Raw genomic sequence first — 18,113 nt, forward strand, 5'->3', positions numbered from 1 at the left:
CGCGTCCGGAACAGGGTGACGAGCGGTGCGCCGCAGGTCGGCGCGGTGCCGGGGGCCCTGGCACCGGCCGCCGCACGGACGGGCCGTTCGGCGAGGACTCCGGGATGTCTGGGAGACTGACCCTGATGACAACTGCGAACACGACCGGCACAGCCACCCTGACCGACGGCGTAAGGGCCGAGGCGACCATCGATCTGGCCGCCCTGCGCGGCAACCTCGCCGCGCTGCGCGAGCGCGTCGGCAGCTCGGCGGTGATGCTCGCGGTCAAGGCGGACGCCTACGGCCACGGCGCCGTCGAGTGCGCCCGCGAGGCGGTCGCGAACGGGGTCGGCTGGCTCGGCTGCGCGACGCCCGAGGAGGCGCTGGCACTGCGGGCCGCGGGCATCCGCCCGGAGCAGGCCCGCGTCCTGTGCTGGCTGTGGACGCCGGGCGGGCCGTGGCGGGAGGCGCTGCGCGCGGACATCGACATCTCGGTGAGCGGCCAGTGGGCGCTGGACGAGCTGCTGCCGGCCGTCCGGGAGACCGGCATCCCGGCCCGGGTGCACCTGAAGGCGGACACCGGTCTGGGCCGCAACGGCTGCCAGCCGCACGACTGGCCGCACCTGGTGGCCGCCGCCCGCCGCGCCGAGGCGGAGGGGCTGCTGACCGTGGTCGGCGTCTGGTCGCACTTCGCCGCCGCCGACGAGCCGGGCCACCCGTCGATCCAGGCCCAGCTGGACTCCTTCCACGCGGCGCTGGCCCGGGCCGAGGCCGCCGGGCTGCGCCCGGAGGTGCGGCACCTGGCGAACTCGCCGGCCACCCTGCTGCTCCCGCAGTCGCACTTCGACCTGGTCCGCACCGGCCTGGCCGCGTACGGGCTGTCGCCGGTGCCGGAGGTCGGGTCGCCGGCCGACTTCGGGCTGCGCCCGGTGATGGCGCTGACCGCGCGGCTGGCGCTGGTCAAGCACGTTCCGGGCGGGCACGGGGTCAGCTACGGCCACCACTACGTGACGCCGGGCCCGACCACGCTGGGCCTGGTCCCGGTCGGCTACGGCGACGGCATCCCGCGGCACGCCAGCGGCACCGGCCCGGTGCAGATCGGCGGCAAGTGGCGCACGATCGCCGGCCGGGTCGCGATGGACCAGTTCGTCGTGGACCTGGGCGGGGACACCCCCGCGGTCGGCGACGAGGTGCTGCTGTTCGGCAACGGCGAGCAGGGCGAGCCGACCGCCGAGGACTGGGGCCGGGCCTGCGGCACCATCTCGTACGAGATCGTGACCCGGATCGGCGCCAGGGTCCCGCGCCGCTACCTGGGCGGTAGCCGCACCGAGGGCCCGGGCGCATGACGGAGGGACCGGCCGAGAGCGGCCCGGTCGCGGCGGTGGCCAAGGCGGCCGGCGCGGCCTCCGGGGTGAGCCGGGCCGGTGTGATCGGGATCTCGGTCGGCGTGCTGGCGGCCGGGGCGGCCGCCGGGGTGGCGATAGAGCGGCTGACCGTCGGCCGGGCGACCCGCCGCCGGGCCCGGGCCGAGCTGGACGCCGACGCCCCGTACGGCTCGCTGCGCGGGCGCCCGCGGACGGTGGCCGCGCCGGACGGCACCGAGCTGTACGTCGAGCTGGACGGCACCGGCCCCGAGCCGGACGGCGGCACCTCCGGCGCCGAGCCGCTGACCGTGCTGTTCTGCCACGGCTACTGCCTCAACCAGGACAGCTGGCACTTCCAGCGGGCCGCGCTGCGCGAGGGACTGCGGCTGGTCTTCTGGGACCAGCGCAGCCACGGCCGCTCCGAGCGCTCCCGCTCCTTCCTGGCCGGCGAGCCGGCCAGCATCGACCAGCTGGGCGGCGACCTCAAAGCGGTGATCGACGCCGTCGCGCCGACCGGGCCGCTGGTGCTGGTGGGCCACTCGATGGGCGGCATGACGGTGATGGCGCTGGCCGACCAGCACCCGGAGCTGTTCCGGGAGAGGGTCGCCGGGGTGGCGCTGATCGGCACGCTGGCGGGGGACTGGAACGAGGTCAGCCTCGGCCTGCCGTCGGCCGGCGCGAAGCTGTTCAAGAAGGTCGCGCCCGGGGTGATGCGGCTGCTGGGCCGTCAGGTCGAGCTGGTGGAGGCGAGCCGGCGGCTGGGTGCGGACGTCGCCGCCGTCTTCTACCGGAGGTTCTCCTTCGGCGGGCGGGACGTCGACCCGGGCGTGGTGCGGTTCGCCGAGCAGCTGCTGGACGCCACCCCGATCGACGTGGTCGCCGAGTTCTACCCGGTGTTCGCCGCGCACGAGAAGTACGCGGCGCTCGCCGCCCTGAGCGGCCTGCCGACGCTGGTGCTGGCCGGTACGAAGGACCTGCTGACGCCGTCGGCGCACAGCGAGGCGATGGCCGAGCGGCTGCCCGGCGCGGAGCTGGTGCTGGTGGAGGGCGCCGGGCACCTGGTGATGCTGGAGCGCCCGGAGCTGGTCGACCACGAGCTGGTGGCGCTGCTGCGCCGGGCCGCCGGCTTCGCCGCCGCCGCGCCGCCCCCGGCGGTCCTGGACGGCCCCTGACCCCTTCCGGCGCGCGCCGGGCCGGCGATGTGGCACGGTAGCGGTGGCGGCCGGCGGTCGGCACGCCGGTACGGACCGAAGGGCAAGACACGCGCATGGGCTCGCACGCCACTCTCACCGTCCCCACCCCGGAGCGGATGGGCCGGCTCGGCCGGGAGCTGGCCGCGCTGCTGAGGCCCGGGGACCTGGTGCTGCTCTCCGGTGAACTGGGGGCGGGGAAGACCACGCTGACCCGGGGTCTGGGGGAGGGGCTGGGAGTCCGCGGGGCGGTGACCTCGCCGACCTTCGTGATCGCCCGGGTGCACCCGTCGCTGGTCGGCGGCCCGGCGCTGGTGCACGTGGACGCGTACCGGCTCGGCGGGGACCTGGACGAGATGGAGGACCTCGACCTGGACGTCTCGCTGCCGGAGTCGGTGGTCGTGGTCGAGTGGGGCGAGGGCAAGGTCGAGCGGCTGTCCGAGGACCGGCTGGAGGTGCGGATCGAGCGCGCCCTCGGTGACACCGCCGACGAGGACGACCTGGACCCGCGCCGGGTGGTGCTGACCGGCCTCGGTCCGCGCTGGGCGGGTGTCGCGCTGGAGGCGCTCGGCTGAGGCCCGCGCCCGGGTGTGCGCCGTTTTGCCGACAGGCTGTCGGGAAGTGTTGCGGGCGGGGTGCCGGGCGTGGTGGGATGGGTGCTGCGGTTAGGTCTGCCTAACTAGGGAGGCGCCATGTCGAGCACCACCCCCGCCCCGAAGCGCGCCGGGCACGGCGCCGGGGCCGGAGAGTCCGCCCGCCGCGTCCAGGGGGCGCCGATGCGGGCGCTGCTGGCCGCCTGTGCGGCCGCCGAGGCGGTGTCCACCCCGCCCGAGCCGGAGCCCCGGCGGGCCGAGGAACCGGAGACGGGCACACCCCGCGCGGCCTGACACGCCCGAGCCGGGCTCAGGCGACCACGACCACCTTGGTGCCGTTCGGCGCGAAGTCCCAGAGCAACTGGCCGTCCGGGCGGCCGCTGCGGATGCCGCCGGTCTTGGCGTTCGGCTCGGTGGTCGGGGTCGCGCCGTCCACGGCGGCGCTGAAGCCGAACACCACGCCGTTCTGCTGCGCGAAGCGCACCACGTGCTCGATCTGCTTGCCGTCCGTCCCGGTGGTCGTCGGGGTGCGGCTGTAGACCGAGTAACTGCCCGGAGCCGGCTCGACCGAGCCCGGGGTGACCGGGAAACCGGGCGTGACCTGCGGGTTCTTCTTCGGGTCGATCAGCCAGACGTAGTGGCTGCTGATCGAGTAGACCACCCTGGTCCCGCTGCCCGAGATGGTCGGCAGCGGCGGGACCGTCGGGGTGGCCGAGGCGCTCGGCGTCGCGGAGGCGGCCGGCCCGCTGGACGTCGTGGTGCTGGCGGTCGGCTTGGCGCCGGCCGCCCGGTCCTGAGCGCCGTTGGCCTGGAAGGCCAGCAGGCTCACCACCGCCAGGGCCCCCAGGGTCAGCCCCGTGACCACCACACCAGGACCCATCTTCGCCACGTGCCGCTCCCGCCGCCGTCCCTTTACGTACGGCCCCATCGTGCCAGGTCCGTCCGGCCGGGTCGCGGCGCCCCGGATGTGTGTTCCTGGATGGCACACCTGGTCGATCGGCCGGTCGGACGAACGGCGGTCTAACCTTGACCCGTGCTGCTGCTCGCGTTCGACACCGCTACCCCCGCCGTCACCGCCGCCGTCCACGACGGCACGGCCGTCCTCGCCGAGACCCATCAGGTCGACGCCCGGCGCCACGGCGAACTGCTCCTGCCCGCGATCGACCAGGTCCTGCGGGCGGCCGGCGTCGACAAGCACCGGCTCACCGGCATCGCGGTGGGCGTCGGCCCGGGCCCGTACACCGGCCTGCGGGTCGGCCTGGTGACCGCCGCCGCGCTCGGCCACGCCCTCGGGCTGCCGGTGCACGGTGTCTGCACCCTGGACGCGATCGCCCACCAGGCCCGCGCCGAGGGCCTGGCCGGGCAGCCGTTCACGGTGGCCACCGACGCGCGCCGCAAGGAGGTCTACTGGGCCTCCTACGACGCCGACGGCCACCGCACCGAGGGCCCCGGCGTGGACCGCCCCGCCGAGCTGGCCCCGCAGCCGCGCTCGGTCGGCGCCGGCGCGCTGCTCTACCCCGAGAGCTTCCCCGGCGCGCACGGCCCCGAGCACGTGTCGGCCGGCGCTCTGGCGGGCTTCGCCGCCGCCGAGCTGGCGGCCGGCCGCGAGCTGCTGCCGAACGTCCCGCTGTACCTGCGCCGCCCGGACGCCCAGGTGCCGGCTGCCTTCAAGAATGTTCTAGGGGGCAAGGCGGTGCTCCCGGCGTGAAGCACGGCACCACCCTGCGCCCGATGCGCTGGTGGGACATCGCGCCGGTGATGGAGCTTGAGCTGCGACTCTTCCCCGAGGACGCCTGGTCCACCGGGATGTACTGGTCCGAGCTGGCCGAGACCCACCCCGGCGGCACCCGCCACTACACCGTCGCCACCACCGCGGACGGCGCCATCGTCGGCTACGCCGGGCTGATGGCGATCGCCGGCGAGGGCGACGTCCAGACCATCGCCGTCGACCAGCGCCACCAGGGCGCCGGCCTCGGCGCGGCGCTGCTCACCGACCTGATCCGGGAGGCCGCCCGCCGCGGCTGCGCCGAACTGCTGCTGGAGGTGCGGGTGGACAATCCGCGCGCCCAGCAGTTGTACGAGCGCTTCGGCTTCCAACCGGTGGGCATCCGGCGCGGCTACTACCAGCCCGCCAACGTCGACGCGCTGGTGATGCGCCTCGACCACCCCAGCACTGACCCGAAGGACCTTAAGGACACCCGCCATGGCTGACGAACCGCTCGTCCTCGGCATCGAGACCTCCTGCGACGAGACCGGCGTCGGCATCGTGCGCGGCACCACGCTGCTGGCCGACGCGGTCGCCTCCAGCGTCAACGACCACGCCCGCTTCGGCGGCGTCGTCCCGGAGATCGCCAGTCGCGCCCACCTGGAGGCGATGGTCCCGACCATCCAGCGCGCGCTGGACACCGCCGGCGTCAAGGCGAGCGACCTGGACGGCATCGCGGTCACCGCCGGCCCCGGCCTGGCCGGCGCGCTGCTGGTCGGTGTCAGCGCCGCCAAGGCGTACGCCTGGGCGCTGGACAAGCCGCTGTACGGGGTCAACCACCTCGCCTCGCACATCTGCGTCGACCAGCTGGAGCACGGCCGGCTGCCGTCGCCGACGATGGCGCTGCTGGTCTCCGGCGGGCACTCCTCGCTGCTGCTCAGCGAGGACATCACCAGCGACGTCCGCCCGCTCGGCGCGACCATCGACGACGCGGCCGGCGAGGCCTTCGACAAGGTCGCCCGGGTGCTCGGCCTGGGCTTCCCGGGCGGCCCGGTGGTCGACCGCACCGCCCGTGAGGGCGACCCCAAGGCGATCGCCTTCCCGCGCGGCCTGAGCGGCCGCAACGACCCCGCGTACGACTTCTCCTTCTCCGGCCTGAAGACCGCCGTCGCCCGCTGGGTGGAGGCCAAGCGCCGGGCCGGCGAGGAGGTGCCGATCGCCGACGTGGCGGCGTCCTTCCAGGAGGCCGTCACCGACGTGCTCACCCGCAAGGCCGTCAAGGCGTGCCGGGACAACGGCGTCGACCACCTGATGATCGGCGGCGGGGTGGCCGCCAACTCGCGGCTGCGCGAGATGGCCCAGCAGCGCTGCGACCGGGCCGGCATCCGGCTGCGGGTGCCCCGGCCGGGCCTGTGCACCGACAACGGCGCGATGGTGGCCGCGCTGGGCTCCGAGATGGTGTGGCGTGACCGCACGCCGTCCGCGCTCGACCTGTCCGCCGACTCCTCGCTGCCGGTGACCGAGACGCACGTGCCGGCCGCGGACGTCCGGCACGGCGACGTCCACGGCCAGGCGTACCAGGCCCTCACCGGCGGCGCCGAGTGACCGTCGCCGCGATGTGGGAGGCCCGCGCCGCCACCGGCCGCGGGGCCGAACTCGCCTCCTGGGTACGGGAGGTGGCGCTGCCCGCGGTGCGCGGTTCGGCCGGACTGGTCCGCACCGAGCTGCTCGGCGCGCCCGGCGAACGGGTGCTGCTGATCACCTGGTGGACCGGCGAGCCGGTGCCGGTCGCCGACCCGCCGGCCGACCTGCTCGGCCGCCCGGTGCACCGCTGGTCCTTCACCAGCGAGCACGTCGAATAGGCGCTGTCCGGGAACCGCCGCCCCGACCGCTACCGTGCATAGCTGAGAAGAAGCTGGACGGGAACCGGGAGCGCGCTGCGGTGAACAGGGACGGTCGGAGCAGGACCAGGACGTACGCGGTGGGGGCGCTGGCCCTGCTGGCCCTGGCCACCGGATGCGGCGACAACGGGGGCGGCGCCGCCCCGGCGGCGGCCGGCGGCAGCTCGGCGGCCACGCCCCAGCCCGCCGGCGGCGGCGCCGTGCCGACCAGCCCGGCTGGCACGCCCACCACCGCGGCCCCGGCCGGCGGGGACCCGGCGGCCTGGGCGAAGTGGAACCTCAAGCCGCTGGCGCCGGCCCCCGCGCCGCCCGCGGACAAGCCCATCAAGCTCGAACGGACCGGCCCCGTACCGGTGTTCAGCGAGGTGAAGACGAGCGACAAGGTCGTCTTCATCACCATCGACGACGGCGCCGAGAAGGACCCGAAGTTCGTCGAGATGCTGACCGAGCTCAAGGTGCCGATCTCGATGTTCCTGACCCGGGACATCGTCAAGAACGACTACGGCTACTTCAAGCCGCTCCAGGCGCTCGGCAACCACATCCAGAACCACACCGTGGACCACCCGGTGATGAGCAAGATCCCGGCGGAGAAACAGAAGTCCGAGATCTGCGACGCGCAGTCCGCGCTCACCCAGCAGTACGGCACCGCCCCGCTGCTGTTCCGCCCGCCGTTCGGGGACGGCGCCAACACCCCGACGCTGAACAACTCGGTCCAGCAGTGCGGCCCGCGCGCGATGGTGCTCTGGCGTGAGTCGATGCAGATCCACGACATGCAGTACCAGGCGGCGGACAAGAAGCTGAAGTCCGGCGACATCATCCTGGCGCACTTCCGCGGCCCGAAGGAGCTCAAGGGCGCCACGATGACCCAGATGTTCGGCGACCTGCTGGCCCGGATCCAGGAGCAGGGCTTCTCGGTGGCCCGGCTGGAGGACTACATCCAGGCGCCCGCCTCGTAGTCCGGGCGCCCGCCCCGTAACCGCCTCAGGCGGGCCGGCCGAGCATCATCAGCGGCCCGTTGTCGGTGCGGCTGAGGATCACCGTGACGGCGTTCGGCCCGGAGGGCTTGAGCTGGCGGCGCAGCTCCTCCGGGGTGATCGCCATCCCGCGCTTCTTGATCACCACCGTGCCGACCCCGCGCTCGCGCAGCAGCGCCTTCAGCCGCTTGATGTGGAACGGCAGCACGTCGGTGAGCTCGAAGGCGTGCGCGTACGGGGTGGCGACCAGCCGGTCCGAGGTGAGGTAGGCGATCTTCGGGTCGATCAGCCGGCCGCCCACCTGCTCGGCCACCTCGGCCACCAGGTGGGCCCGGATCACCGCGCCGTCCGGCTCGTACAGGTAGCGCCCGACCGGGCCGGCCGGCGGGTCGGGCAGGTCGCCGCCGGTGAGGCTGGCGGCCTGCGGCAGCAGGGTGGCGCGGTGCGGGCGGGCGGCCCCGGTGCCGAACCAGAGCACCGCCTCCTTCACGTCGCCGTGGTCGGAGACCCACTCCGCCTCGGCGTCGGCCGGGACGGCCTCGTGCGGGATGCCCGGGGCCACCTTCAGCGCGCCGATCGGGGTCCGGCGGCCGGCCTCGATCGCCCAGGAGAGCGGCGGGGCGTACGCCTCCGGGTCGAACACCCGGCCGCGCGCCGTCCGCCGCGCCGGGTCGGTGAACACCGCGTCGTAGCCGGTGACGTCCACCTCGGCGACGTCCGCGCAGCGCACCCGGACCAGGTCGGCCAGGCCCAGCGCGGCCGCGTTGGCGGCGGTGGCGGCGCAGGCCGCCGGGTCCTTGTCGACGGCCAGCACCTCGATCCCGGCCCTGGCCAGCGCCAGCACGTCCCCGCCGATGCCGCAGCACAGGTCGGCCAGCCGGCGGACGCCCAGCTCGGCGAAACGGCGCGCCCGCCACTCGGCCACGCTGCGCCGGGTGGACTGCTCGACGCCGTTGGGCGTGAAGTACATCAGGTCGGCGTCCGCCCCGAACTTCGCCCGCGCCCGCTGCCGCAGCCGGGCCTGCCCGAAGGCCGCCGAGACCAGCTCGGCCGGGTGCCCCCGCCGCAGCCTGGTGGCCAGCGACAGCTCCTCCTCGGGCGTGAACTCGCGCAGTTCGGCGAGCAGGGCCTGGCCCTCGGGGGTCAGCAGGGGTTGGAGGTTCTCGGTGTCCACGGGGCCATTCTGGCGGGTTGGCCGCCCCACCGGCTCCGACGGTGCCGGCGCGGTGGGGCGGGGCGGTCGCACGGGTGTACGGCTCCGTGCCCGCGGTTCGGGATGCCCGGGCGCGCCGTTGGCACTCTGGTTGACTGAGTGCTAACACCGGCCTATGGTCGTCCTTGGCACTCCCCACTGGGGGAGTGCTAACGCGAAGACGTGTGCCTGACCCCCGCGACGGCAGGCCCGCAGGTTCGCTCCTACCCGTTAGAAACCCCGTAATCTCCGAAGGGGAGCTCGGACGTGACCACCAGCAGCAAGGTTGCCATCAAGCCGCTTGAGGACCGCATCGTGGTCCAGCCGCTCGACGCCGAGACCACCACGGCCTCCGGCCTGGTTATCCCGGACACCGCCAAGGAGAAGCCCCAGGAGGGCGTCGTCCTGGCCGTCGGCCCGGGTCGCTTCGAGGACGGCCAGCGTCTGCCGCTCGACGTCGCCGTCGGTGACATCGTCCTGTACTCGAAGTACGGCGGCACCGAGGTGAAGTACCAGGGCGAGGAGTACCTGGTTCTCTCCGCTCGCGACGTTCTCGCCATCATCGAGAAGTAAGTCGTTCCGACCCGCCCCGGATCCGTGTCCCAAGTGACAGGGGCCCGGGGCGTGGTTGTTGGTTCACGTAGTCCGGCGGCCGGTGGGCCGGCCGAAGCCCCGAGGGAATAGGGAACATGGCGAAGATCCTGCAGTTCAACGAGGACGCCCGCCGCTCGCTGGAGCGCGGTGTCAACAAGCTGGCCGACACCGTCAAGGTGACCATCGGCCCCAAGGGCCGCAACGTCGTCATCGACAAGAAGTTCGGCGCCCCGACCATCACCAACGACGGTGTCACCATCGCCCGTGAGGTCGAGCTGGACGACCCGTACGAGAACCTTGGCGCGCAGCTCGTCAAGGAGGTCGCCACCAAGACCAACGACGTCGCGGGTGACGGCACCACCACCGCCACCGTGCTGGCCCAGGCCCTGGTCAACGAGGGTCTGCGCAACGTCGCCGCCGGTGCCGGCCCGGCCGCCCTGAAGAAGGGCATCGACAAGGCCGTCGCCGCCGTCTCCGAGCACCTGCTCTCGGTGGCCCGCGAGATCGAGGGCAAGGACGACGTCGCCGCCGTCGCGTCCCTCTCCGCCCAGGACACCCAGGTCGGCGAGCTGATCGCCGAGGCGATCGACAAGGTCGGCAAGGACGGTGTCATCACCGTCGAGGAGTCGAACACCTTCGGCGTGGAGCTGGACTTCACCGAGGGCATGCAGTTCGACAAGGGCTACCTGTCGCCGTACTTCGTCACCGACGCGGAGCGGCAGGAGGCGGTCCTGGAGGACCCGTACATCCTGATCAACCAGGGCAAGATCTCCTCCATCCAGGAGCTGCTGCCGCTGCTGGAGAAGATCCTCCAGGGCGGTGCCTCCCGGCCGCTGCTGATCATCGCCGAGGACGTCGACGGCGAGGCGCTGTCCACCCTCGTGGTGAACAAGATCCGCGGCACCTTCAACGCGGTCGCCGTCAAGGCCCCGGGCTTCGGCGACCGCCGCAAGGCGATCCTCGGCGACCTGGCCACCCTGACCGGCGGCACGGTCATCTCCGAGGAGGTCGGCCTCAAGCTCGACCAGGTCGGCGTGGACGTGCTGGGCACCGCCCGCCGCGTGACCATCACCAAGGACGAGACCACCGTCGTCGACGGTGCCGGTGACACCGAGGCCGTGGCCGGCCGCGTCGCCCAGATCAAGGGTGAGATCGCCGCCACCGACTCCGACTGGGACCGCGAGAAGCTGCAGGAGCGCCTGGCCAAGCTGGCCGGCGGCGTCTGCGTCATCAAGGTCGGCGCCGCCACCGAGGTGGAGCTGAAGGAGCGCAAGCACCGCCTGGAGGACGCCATCTCGGCGACCCGTGCCGCGGTCGAGGAGGGCATCGTCGCCGGTGGCGGCGCCTCCCTGGTGCACGCCGCCAAGGTGCTGGACGGCGGCCTGGGCCTGTCGGGCGACGAGGCGACCGGTGTCGCGGTCGTCCGCAAGGCGCTGCACGAGCCGCTGCGCTGGATCGCCCAGAACGCCGGCCTGGAGGGCTACGTCATCACCTCCAAGGTCGCCGAGCTGGAGATCGGCCAGGGCTACAACGCGGCCACCGGCGAGTACGGCGACCTGGTGAAGGCCGGCGTCATCGACCCGGTCAAGGTCACCCGCTCCGCCCTGGAGAACGCGGCCTCGATCGCCTCCCTGCTGCTCACCACCGAGACCCTCGTGGTGGAGAAGAAGGAAGAGGAGGCCGAGGCGGGCCACGGCCACGGTCACGGCCACTCGCACTGACGCCTGACGGTCGACCGGAGGCCCGGCCGCGCCCCTCGGGGTGCGGCCGGGCCTCCGGCGTGTCCGGCGTTTGAGGCTTCAATCATCAGTGGAATTTTGCCATTGGCAAAGATTGCCTTATAACTAAGGCATGATCGAGGCCCGTCACCTGCGCGTCCTGCGTGCTGTCGCCCGCACCGGCTCCTTCTCCGCCGCCGCTCGCGAGCTGGGCTGTACGCAGCCCGCCATCAGCCAGCAGATGAAGGCCCTGGAGAAGTCGGTGGACACCCCGCTGGTGGTCCGCTGCGGCCGGGGCATGCAGCTCAGCGAGGCGGGGAGGGTGCTGCTCAAGCACGCCACCGGGATCCTGGCCGGGCTCTCCGCCGCCGAGGAGGAGATCGCCGCGATCGCCGGGCTGCGGGCCGGCCGGGTGCGGCTGGTCTCCTTCCCGACCGCGAGCTCCACCCTGGTGCCGCCCGCGGTCGCCCGGCTGCGGGACAGCCATCCGGGGGTGCGCGTGTCGCTGGTCGAGGCGGAGCCGCCGGAGTCGCTGGCGATGCTGCGCGGCGGCGAGTGCGAGATCGCGCTGGCCTTCCGCTACCCGCAGTCCGACGGCGGCGCCGCGCTGCCGGCGCCCGCGCACGGGACGCCGCGCGAGGCGCGGGCCGAGGCCAACCTGGAGGCGCAGCAGCTGAGTGCCGGCTCCGACTGGTCCGATCTGGTGGTCACCCCGCTGCTGGATGACCCGCTGGTGGGCCTGCTGCCCGCCGCGCACCGGCTGGCGGGGCGCGGCAGGCCGGTGGAGCTGGCCGAGCTGGCGGGGGAGCAGTGGATCGCGGGCTGCCCGCAGTGCCGGGGGCACCTGGTGGAGCTGTGCGCGGCGGCGGGCTTCGAGCCCCGGATCGACTTCGCGACCGACGACTATCCGGCGGTGGTCGGCCTGGTGGCGGCCGGACTGGGGGTGGCGGTGCTGCCCCGGCTGGCGCTGCAGTCGGTGCGCCCGGACGGGGTGTCGACGGTGCCGGTGCGGACGGCCGCGGGGGCGCCGGCGGTGCGGCAGGTGGTCGCGCTGACCCTGCCGGATCTGGCCGAGGTGCCGGCCGTGGCGCTGATGCTGGAGCGGCTGGCGGGGTCGGCCGGGCGCTGACCTCTGGGGCCTGAGCGTTCTGGACCGGGCTTGAACAGCCCGAAACGCCGCGAGGAAACGTTTCTTCACGGCGCGCCGTGGAGGCGGGGCTAGCGCCGGGCGATCGCCGGCGGGGTCAGCGGGACCTCCACCAGCCGGTGCCGCGAACGCCCCAGCATCTCCTCGCGCTCGTCCTCGGTCATCCCGCCCCAGACGCCGTACGGCTCGCGGACCGCCAGCGCGTGCGCCGCGCACTCGGTGATCACCGGGCAGCGCATGCAGACCTCCTTGGCACTGGCCTCGCGTGAACTCCGCGCGGCCCCGCGTTCGCCCTCGGGGTGGAAGAAGAGCGAACTGTCCACGCCACGGCAGGCTGCGGAGAGCTGCCAGTCCCAGAGGTCCGCGTTGGGACCTGGGAGGCGGGAGAAATCTGCCATGGCTCATTCCCTTCAGAGGCTCGTCGGCCGTGGGCCGGCGCTCAGCGGGCTGCTGCTGGGCGGCGCGGCGGGCGTCGATGCACTGGTGTGGACACCTGGAAATATGACTTACGGCAACTCCATGGACAAGTCACCCACAGAGTGGCACAACAGTCAATGACCATACGAAAGCTATAAAAACGGGCAAAGTGGGCAAGGGGTTCGGCGGGCGCGGGCGTGGCATTCGGGTGGCCGACGGGCGCGCGACACTCCGCACCGGTGTGCGGGTCGTGCGCCCACCGCGCGCGAGCTGGGCAAAAGTGCGGCGTGTGCACCGCGATGCGGCTGATCGGTAATGGGTTGGCCACGTACAGTGGTGGAGATGGCCCCGAAGGCCGTAACTCATTCGAGTGACGGTCGTTGGAAGTGCGGAGGCGGTTAGCGGGCGCCGGACGTCGGGAACGATCGCGGGGAATTTGAGGCGATCAGCACGGACTCTGTCGCCGATCGGCCGTGTCGGAGAGGTTCGTACCAGCCAGGAGGCTCAACGTGACGCGGATCAGCTGCGGAGGACGACGGTCATGACTTCCGTTCTCGTTTGCGACGATTCCCCGCTCGCCCGCGAGGCGCTTCGCCGCGCGGTCGCGACCGTACCCGGTGTGGACCGGGTCACCACCGCGACGAACGGGGAGGAGGTCCTCCGCCGCTGGGTGGCCGACCGCTCCGATCTCGTTCTGATGGACGTCCGGATGCCCGGCCTCGGCGGGGTCGAGACGGTCCGGCGGCTGCTGTCCGCCGATCCGGGCGCGCGGATCATCATGCTCACCGTCGCCGAGGACCTCGACGGGGTCGCGCTCGCGGTGGCCGCGGGCGCCCGCGGGTACCTGCACAAGGACGCCTCGCGCGCCGAACTGCGGGCCACCGTCACCCAGGCCCTCGCCGACCCGACCTGGCGGCTCGCCCCGCGCCGGCTGCGCAGCCCCGACATGGGCGCGGCGCCCACGTTGACGGCGCGTGAGATCCAGGTGCTGGAGGGCATGAGCCACGGCCGCAGCAACGCCGAGATCGGCCGCGAGCTGTTCCTGTCCGAGGACACCGTCAAGACCCACGCCCGACGGCTGTTCAAGAAGCTCGGGGCCTCCGACCGCGCGCACGCGGTGGCGCTGGGTTTCCGCTGGGGCCTGGTCCGCTGACCGCCGGTGGCGCCGCCGGCTGCGGCGCGCCGCCGGCGGTTCCCGGGACGGACGCCGTCCGGGCGTGTGACGTTACGGTCCCGAGGTTGCACCATGGAGTAGTGGAGCACCTCGGGGACCAGCGGACAGGCACTGCGGCGAACCACACGGCCGCAGCACATTCGGCGGACGGCGCGAAGGACGGGACCACCGACGGCGGCGGGGCGGGAGGCGGCACGGTGCAGGAGGGGCCGGTGGTGCGCGGCGGCACGCCGTACGGCACCGCAGCGCATAACGTTCCGGTGCACAACTCCGGACGCGGTGCCGCGTTTTCCCGCGCGACCAGGCACCATGGACCGATGCGTGACGACGTCGCCGGTGCGGCCGGCCAGGCGGACCCGGTGGAGGCCGAGCCCTCCGGCCCGGGTGGCGATCCGTCGTACGCCGACCCCGGCGGCCCCGGCGCGGTGCCCGGCCCCGGTCGACCGCCGGTGCTCGGCGCGGGCGGCTCCCCGCTGGTGGGCGAGCTCGTCGCGGCCGCCGTCCGCGGTGAGGGCCCGGCCATCGACGCCCTGCTCGCCTACGTCCATCCGCTGGCGCTGCGCTACTGCCGCGGCCGGCTCGTGCGGCTGCCCGGCGGCGCCCGGCACCACGTGGACGACGTCGCGCAGGAGGTCTGCGTCGCGGTGCTGTGCGCGCTGCCCCGGTACAAGGACCAGGGGCGGCCGTTCGAGGCCTTCGTCTACGGCATCGCCGCGCACAAGATCGCCGATCTGCAGCGGGCCGCGATGCGCGGGCCCGGCTCGACGGTCGTCCCGCAGGACGACCTGCCGGAGGTGCCGGACGAGGCGCTCGGCCCGGAGGAGCAGGCGCTGCTGAGCAGCGACGCGGCCTGGGCCAAGGAACTGCTCTCCAACCTGCCGGCCCGTCAGCGCGAACTGGTGCTGCTGCGGGTGGCCGCCGGGCTCTCGGCGGAGGAGACCGGCGAGGTGCTGGGGATGTCCCCGGGCGCCGTCCGGGTGGCGCAGCACCGGGCGCTCAGCCGGCTGCGGGCGCTCGCGGAGGAGTCCTCCTAGGTCCTGTCCGGCAAGATCCGCCGGTCAGGACCTAAGTCCTGACCGGCCGGAATGAGCCACGGGGGGCCGGTGTTGTCAAGGGCACACGAGGACACATTCGCCGTGCCAGTACCATGGGGTATCGGCGCCTGGGCGGGTTGCCAAAGTTTCGCGGGTGCGCGCGGGGTTCCCCTGGAGGTTCCTCCAAAACCACCCGGCTTCGGCGGTCTGCTGCGAGTGAGCGATGAACGCGCCCCACCCTCAGGGCGTGAGCGGAATAGGCCGGCCACGGAAGGTACCCCCCAAATGTCTTACAACGCCGCAGGCGTACCCGAGAAGTTCGCCATGCTCGGGCTCACGTTCGATGACGTCCTGCTGCTGCCCGGGGCTTCCGCGGTGCTGCCGAACCAGGTCGACACCTCCTCGCGGGTCTCCCGGAACGTGCGCGTCAACATCCCGCTGCTCTCCGCCGCGATGGACAAGGTCACCGAGGCGCGGATGGCGATCTCGATGGCCCGCCAGGGCGGCGTCGGCGTGCTGCACCGCAACCTGTCGGTCGAGGACCAGGCCAACCAGGTCGACCTGGTGAAGCGCTCCGAGTCCGGCATGGTCACCGACCCGATCACGGTCGGCCCGAACACCACGCTGGCCGAGGCCGACGCGCTGTGCGCCAAGTTCCGCATCTCCGGCGTGCCGATCGCGGACGAGGCCGGCAAGCTGCTCGGCATCGTCACCAACCGTGACATGGCCTTCGAGTCGGACCGCAGCCGCCAGGTCCGCGAGATCATGACCCCGATGCCGCTGATCACCGGCAAGGTCGGCATCTCCGGGGTGGACGCGATGGCGCTGCTGCGCCGCCACAAGATCGAGAAGCTGCCGCTGGTCGACGACGAGGGCCGGATCAAGGGCCTGATCACCGTCAAGGACTTCGTCAAGGCCGAGCAGTACCCGAACGCCGCCAAGGACGCCGAGGGTCGTCTGCTGGTCGGTGCCGCCGTCGGTGCCAGCGCCGAGGCGTTCGACCGGGCCCAGGCCCTGGTCGAGGCCGGTGCGGACTTCCTGGTCGTGGACACCTCGCACGGCCACAGCCACAACGCGCTGGCCTGGATCGGGAAGATCAAGTCGGCCGTCGGGATCGACGTGGTCGGCGGCAACGTGGCCACCCGTGACGGCGCCCAGGCGCTGATCGACGCCGGCGTGGACGGCGTCAAGGTCGGCGTCGGCCCCGGCTCCATCTGCACCACCCGCGTGGTCGCCGGCATCGGCGTCCCGCAGATCACCGCCATCTACGAGGCCGCGGTGGCCTGCCAGGCGGCCGGCGTGCCGGTCATCGGCGACGGCGGCCTGCAGTACTCCGGCGACATCGGCAAGGCGCTGGCCGCCGGCGCCGACACCGTGATGCTGGGCTCGCTGCTGGCCGGCTGCGAGGAGTCCCCGGGTGAGCTGATGTTCATCAACGGCAAGCAGTTCAAGTCCTACCGCGGCATGGGCTCGCTGGGCGCGATGCAGTCCCGCGGCCAGGGCCGCTCGTACTCCAAGGACCGCTACTTCCAGGCCGAGGTGGCCTCGGACGACAAGCTCGTCCCCGAGGGCATCGAGGGCCAGGTGCCCTACCGCGGCCCGCTGTCGGCCGTGCTGCACCAGCTGGTCGGCGGCCTGCGCCAGACCATGGGCTACGTCGGCGCCGCCACCATCGCCGAGATGGAGAGCAAGGGCCGCTTCGTCCGGATCACCTCGGCGGGCCTCAAGGAGAGCCACCCGCACGACATCCAGATGACCGTCGAGGCGCCGAACTACTCCAACCGCTGAGTCCGCGCTTCCCAAGGGCCCGTCGCCGCACCGCGGCGCCGGGCCCTTCGGCGCGCCCGGGGGCGGGGGCGGGCCCCGCGCCCCGGAGGCGAGCGCGCGAGGCAACCGGGGTGCGGGATACTGGGGGCGGCCGGGGTGACCCGGCGGGCATGAGCAACAAACCAGAAGGGCTCGAAGTGACTGAGATCGAGATCGGGCGAGGCAAGCGCGGCCGACGGGCGTACTCCTTCGACGACATCGCCGTCGTCCCCAGCCGCCGTACCCGGGACCCGAAGGAGGTCTCGATCGCCTGGCAGATCGACGCCTACCGCTTCGAGCTGCCGTTCCTGGCCGCCCCGATGGACAGCGTGGTCTCGCCGCAGCAGGCCATCGCCATCGGCCGCCTCGGCGGCCTCGGCGTGCTGAACCTCGAAGGCCTCTGGACCCGCTACGAGGACCCGCAGCCGCTGCTCGACGAGATCGCCACGATCACCGACGAGGCCGCCGCGACCCGCCGCCTCCAGGAGATCTACGCCGCGCCGATCCGCGCCGAGCTGATCAAGCAGCGGATCCAGGAGGTCCGCGACTCCGGTGTGGTCACCGCCGCCGCGCTCTCGCCGCAGCGCACCGCCGAGTTCTCCAAGGCCGTCGTGGACGCCGGCGTCGACGTCTTCGTCATCCGCGGCACCACCGTCTCGGCCGAGCACGTGTCCAGCGGCGCGGAGCCGCTCAACCTCAAGCAGTTCATCTACGAGCTGGACGTCCCGGTGATCGTCGGCGGCTGCGCCACGTACACCGCGGCCCTGCACCTGATGCGCACCGGCGCGGCCGGCGTGCTGGTCGGCTTCGGCGGCGGCGCCGCCCACACCACCCGGGGCGTCCTCGGCATCCAGGTGCCGATGGCCACCGCCGTCGCCGACGTGGCCGCCGCCCGCCGGGACTACATGGACGAGTCCGGCGGCCGCTACGTGCACGTGATCGCGGACGGCGGCGTCGGCTACAGCGGCGACATCCCGAAGGCCGTCGCCTGCGGCGCCGACGCGGTGATGATCGGTGCCGCGCTGGCCCGCGCCACCGACGCGCCCGGCAAGGGCTTCCACTGGGGCATGGAGGCCGTCCACGAGGAGCTGCCGCGCGGCAAGCGGGTGGACCTCGGCACGGTCGGCACCACCGAGGAGATCCTGACCGGTCCCTCGCACACCCCCGACGGCACCATGAACCTGTTCGGCGCGCTGCGCCGCGCGATGGCCACCACCGGCTACACCGAGCTCAAGGAGTTCCAGCGGGTCGAGGTGACCGTCAACCCGGCGCTCAACCACCGCTGAGACGCGTCGTGGTGAAGGCCCCCGTCGGTTTCGCCGGCG

General features: G+C 73.3%; 19 protein-coding genes. 16 read left to right on the forward strand and 3 right to left on the reverse strand.

Annotated elements, in window-relative coordinates; genetic code table 11:
* The first annotated feature begins 125 nt into the window (after positions 1-125).
* The 4 genes from alr to A6F73_RS19595 all read left to right on the forward strand — a co-directional run bounded on the left by alr (position 126) and on the right by A6F73_RS19595 (position 3,420).
* Positions 126-1,325 (forward strand): alanine racemase, encoded by a 1,200-nt coding sequence (alr, locus tag A6F73_RS19580; protein WP_063348986.1) that lies wholly within the window; start codon positions 126-128, stop codon positions 1,323-1,325.
* On the forward strand, positions 1,322-2,515 hold the full coding sequence (locus A6F73_RS19585) for an alpha/beta hydrolase (RefSeq protein ID WP_063348987.1): 1,194 nt from the start codon (positions 1,322-1,324) through the stop codon (positions 2,513-2,515). Before alr ends, A6F73_RS19585 begins: the two co-directional genes overlap by 4 nt.
* A gap of 95 nt (positions 2,516-2,610) precedes the next feature.
* Complete coding sequence (gene tsaE, locus A6F73_RS19590; protein WP_063348988.1) at positions 2,611-3,108, forward strand: tRNA (adenosine(37)-N6)-threonylcarbamoyltransferase complex ATPase subunit type 1 TsaE; 498 nt, start codon at positions 2,611-2,613, stop codon at positions 3,106-3,108.
* A 117-nt stretch (positions 3,109-3,225) separates the two neighbouring features.
* A complete protein-coding gene (locus A6F73_RS19595) occupies positions 3,226-3,420 on the forward strand; it encodes a hypothetical protein (protein WP_063348989.1) in 195 nt (64 codons plus the stop codon).
* A gap of 16 nt (positions 3,421-3,436) precedes the next feature.
* Here A6F73_RS19595 and A6F73_RS19600 read toward each other — a convergent pair whose 3' ends face one another.
* A complete protein-coding gene (locus A6F73_RS19600; protein WP_063351335.1) occupies positions 3,437-4,006 on the reverse strand; it encodes a hypothetical protein in 570 nt (189 codons plus the stop codon).
* 153 nt (positions 4,007-4,159) lie between these two features.
* Here A6F73_RS19600 and tsaB point away from each other — a divergent pair, with 153 nt between their 5' ends.
* From tsaB to A6F73_RS19625, 5 genes are all read left to right on the forward strand, one after another.
* Positions 4,160-4,834, forward strand: coding sequence for a tRNA (adenosine(37)-N6)-threonylcarbamoyltransferase complex dimerization subunit type 1 TsaB (gene tsaB, locus A6F73_RS19605; RefSeq protein WP_063348990.1), 675 nt, complete (start codon positions 4,160-4,162; stop codon positions 4,832-4,834).
* Between the two features lie 23 nt (positions 4,835-4,857).
* Positions 4,858-5,337 carry a ribosomal protein S18-alanine N-acetyltransferase gene (gene rimI / locus A6F73_RS19610; RefSeq protein ID WP_063351336.1) on the forward strand — a complete coding sequence of 160 codons (480 nt, stop codon included), beginning with the start codon at positions 4,858-4,860 and terminating at the stop codon, positions 5,335-5,337.
* Entirely contained in the window at positions 5,330-6,436 is a 1,107-nt protein-coding gene (gene tsaD, locus A6F73_RS19615) for a tRNA (adenosine(37)-N6)-threonylcarbamoyltransferase complex transferase subunit TsaD (protein WP_063348991.1), read from the forward strand. Before rimI ends, tsaD begins: the two co-directional genes overlap by 8 nt.
* 11 nt (positions 6,437-6,447) lie before the next feature.
* Positions 6,448-6,693, forward strand: coding sequence for a hypothetical protein (locus tag A6F73_RS19620; protein ID WP_244293442.1), 246 nt, complete (start codon positions 6,448-6,450; stop codon positions 6,691-6,693).
* 80 nt (positions 6,694-6,773) lie between these two features.
* The gene (locus A6F73_RS19625) at positions 6,774-7,688 is read left to right on the forward strand and encodes a polysaccharide deacetylase family protein (RefSeq protein ID WP_063348993.1); all 915 of its coding nucleotides are present in this window, start codon (positions 6,774-6,776) and stop codon (positions 7,686-7,688) included.
* A gap of 25 nt (positions 7,689-7,713) precedes the next feature.
* Here the strand turns inward: A6F73_RS19625 and A6F73_RS19630 are convergent, their stop codons facing one another.
* Positions 7,714-8,880 (reverse strand): class I SAM-dependent methyltransferase, encoded by a 1,167-nt coding sequence (locus A6F73_RS19630; RefSeq protein WP_063348994.1) that lies wholly within the window; start codon positions 8,878-8,880, stop codon positions 7,714-7,716.
* Positions 8,881-9,165: 285 nt separating this feature from the next.
* Between A6F73_RS19630 and groES the strand changes: the two genes are divergently transcribed.
* The 3 genes from groES (at position 9,166) to A6F73_RS19645 (ending at position 12,339) form a co-directional block, all read left to right on the forward strand.
* Positions 9,166-9,471, forward strand: a complete 306-nt coding sequence (gene groES / locus A6F73_RS19635) for a co-chaperone GroES (protein ID WP_014136232.1) — start codon at positions 9,166-9,168, stop codon at positions 9,469-9,471.
* Between the two features lie 116 nt (positions 9,472-9,587).
* Positions 9,588-11,213 (forward strand): chaperonin GroEL, encoded by a 1,626-nt coding sequence (gene groL, locus A6F73_RS19640; protein ID WP_063348995.1) that lies wholly within the window; start codon positions 9,588-9,590, stop codon positions 11,211-11,213.
* A gap of 130 nt (positions 11,214-11,343) precedes the next feature.
* Positions 11,344-12,339: a LysR family transcriptional regulator gene (locus A6F73_RS19645; protein WP_063348996.1), complete on the forward strand. Its 996-nt coding sequence runs from the start codon at positions 11,344-11,346 to the stop codon at positions 12,337-12,339.
* A gap of 89 nt (positions 12,340-12,428) precedes the next feature.
* On the opposite strand, the gene A6F73_RS19650 is transcribed toward A6F73_RS19645, so the two are convergent.
* Complete coding sequence (locus tag A6F73_RS19650; protein ID WP_063348997.1) at positions 12,429-12,755, reverse strand: WhiB family transcriptional regulator; 327 nt, start codon at positions 12,753-12,755, stop codon at positions 12,429-12,431.
* A 560-nt stretch (positions 12,756-13,315) separates the two neighbouring features.
* Here A6F73_RS19650 and A6F73_RS19655 point away from each other — a divergent pair.
* From A6F73_RS19655 to A6F73_RS19670, 4 genes are all read left to right on the forward strand, one after another.
* Positions 13,316-13,927 carry a response regulator transcription factor gene (locus A6F73_RS19655; RefSeq protein WP_014136228.1) on the forward strand — a complete coding sequence of 204 codons (612 nt, stop codon included), beginning with the start codon at positions 13,316-13,318 and terminating at the stop codon, positions 13,925-13,927.
* A 338-nt stretch (positions 13,928-14,265) separates the two neighbouring features.
* Positions 14,266-14,982, forward strand: coding sequence for an RNA polymerase sigma factor ShbA (shbA, locus tag A6F73_RS19660; RefSeq protein ID WP_079135824.1), 717 nt, complete (start codon positions 14,266-14,268; stop codon positions 14,980-14,982).
* 285 nt (positions 14,983-15,267) lie between these two features.
* Positions 15,268-16,770 (forward strand): IMP dehydrogenase, encoded by a 1,503-nt coding sequence (gene guaB, locus A6F73_RS19665; RefSeq protein ID WP_063348998.1) that lies wholly within the window; start codon positions 15,268-15,270, stop codon positions 16,768-16,770.
* Positions 16,771-16,946: 176 nt separating this feature from the next.
* A complete protein-coding gene (locus tag A6F73_RS19670; RefSeq protein WP_063348999.1) occupies positions 16,947-18,074 on the forward strand; it encodes a GuaB3 family IMP dehydrogenase-related protein in 1,128 nt (375 codons plus the stop codon).
* Positions 18,075-18,113 lie beyond the last annotated feature (39 nt).

It is taken from the genome of Streptomyces sp. MJM8645 (assembly GCF_001625365.1).
Taxonomy (GTDB): domain Bacteria; phylum Actinomycetota; class Actinomycetes; order Streptomycetales; family Streptomycetaceae; genus Kitasatospora.

Coding starts and splice junctions, on each gene's coding strand:
- A6F73_RS19600 (WP_063351335.1), bottom strand. CDS start 4,006: ATGGGTCCTGGTGTGGTGGTCACGGGGCTGACCCTGGGGGCCCTGGCG.
- A6F73_RS19620 (WP_244293442.1), top strand. CDS start 6,448: ATGTGGGAGGCCCGCGCCGCCACCGGCCGCGGGGCCGAACTCGCCTCC.
- A6F73_RS19655 (WP_014136228.1), top strand. CDS start 13,316: ATGACTTCCGTTCTCGTTTGCGACGATTCCCCGCTCGCCCGCGAGGCG.
- alr (WP_063348986.1), top strand. CDS start 126: ATGACAACTGCGAACACGACCGGCACAGCCACCCTGACCGACGGCGTA.
- guaB (WP_063348998.1), top strand. CDS start 15,268: ATGTCTTACAACGCCGCAGGCGTACCCGAGAAGTTCGCCATGCTCGGG.
- A6F73_RS19585 (WP_063348987.1), top strand. CDS start 1,322: ATGACGGAGGGACCGGCCGAGAGCGGCCCGGTCGCGGCGGTGGCCAAG.
- tsaD (WP_063348991.1), top strand. CDS start 5,330: ATGGCTGACGAACCGCTCGTCCTCGGCATCGAGACCTCCTGCGACGAG.
- shbA (WP_079135824.1), top strand. CDS start 14,266: ATGCGTGACGACGTCGCCGGTGCGGCCGGCCAGGCGGACCCGGTGGAG.
- rimI (WP_063351336.1), top strand. CDS start 4,858: ATGCGCTGGTGGGACATCGCGCCGGTGATGGAGCTTGAGCTGCGACTC.
- A6F73_RS19645 (WP_063348996.1), top strand. CDS start 11,344: ATGATCGAGGCCCGTCACCTGCGCGTCCTGCGTGCTGTCGCCCGCACC.
- groL (WP_063348995.1), top strand. CDS start 9,588: ATGGCGAAGATCCTGCAGTTCAACGAGGACGCCCGCCGCTCGCTGGAG.
- tsaE (WP_063348988.1), top strand. CDS start 2,611: ATGGGCTCGCACGCCACTCTCACCGTCCCCACCCCGGAGCGGATGGGC.
- A6F73_RS19595 (WP_063348989.1), top strand. CDS start 3,226: ATGTCGAGCACCACCCCCGCCCCGAAGCGCGCCGGGCACGGCGCCGGG.
- A6F73_RS19650 (WP_063348997.1), bottom strand. CDS start 12,755: ATGGCAGATTTCTCCCGCCTCCCAGGTCCCAACGCGGACCTCTGGGAC.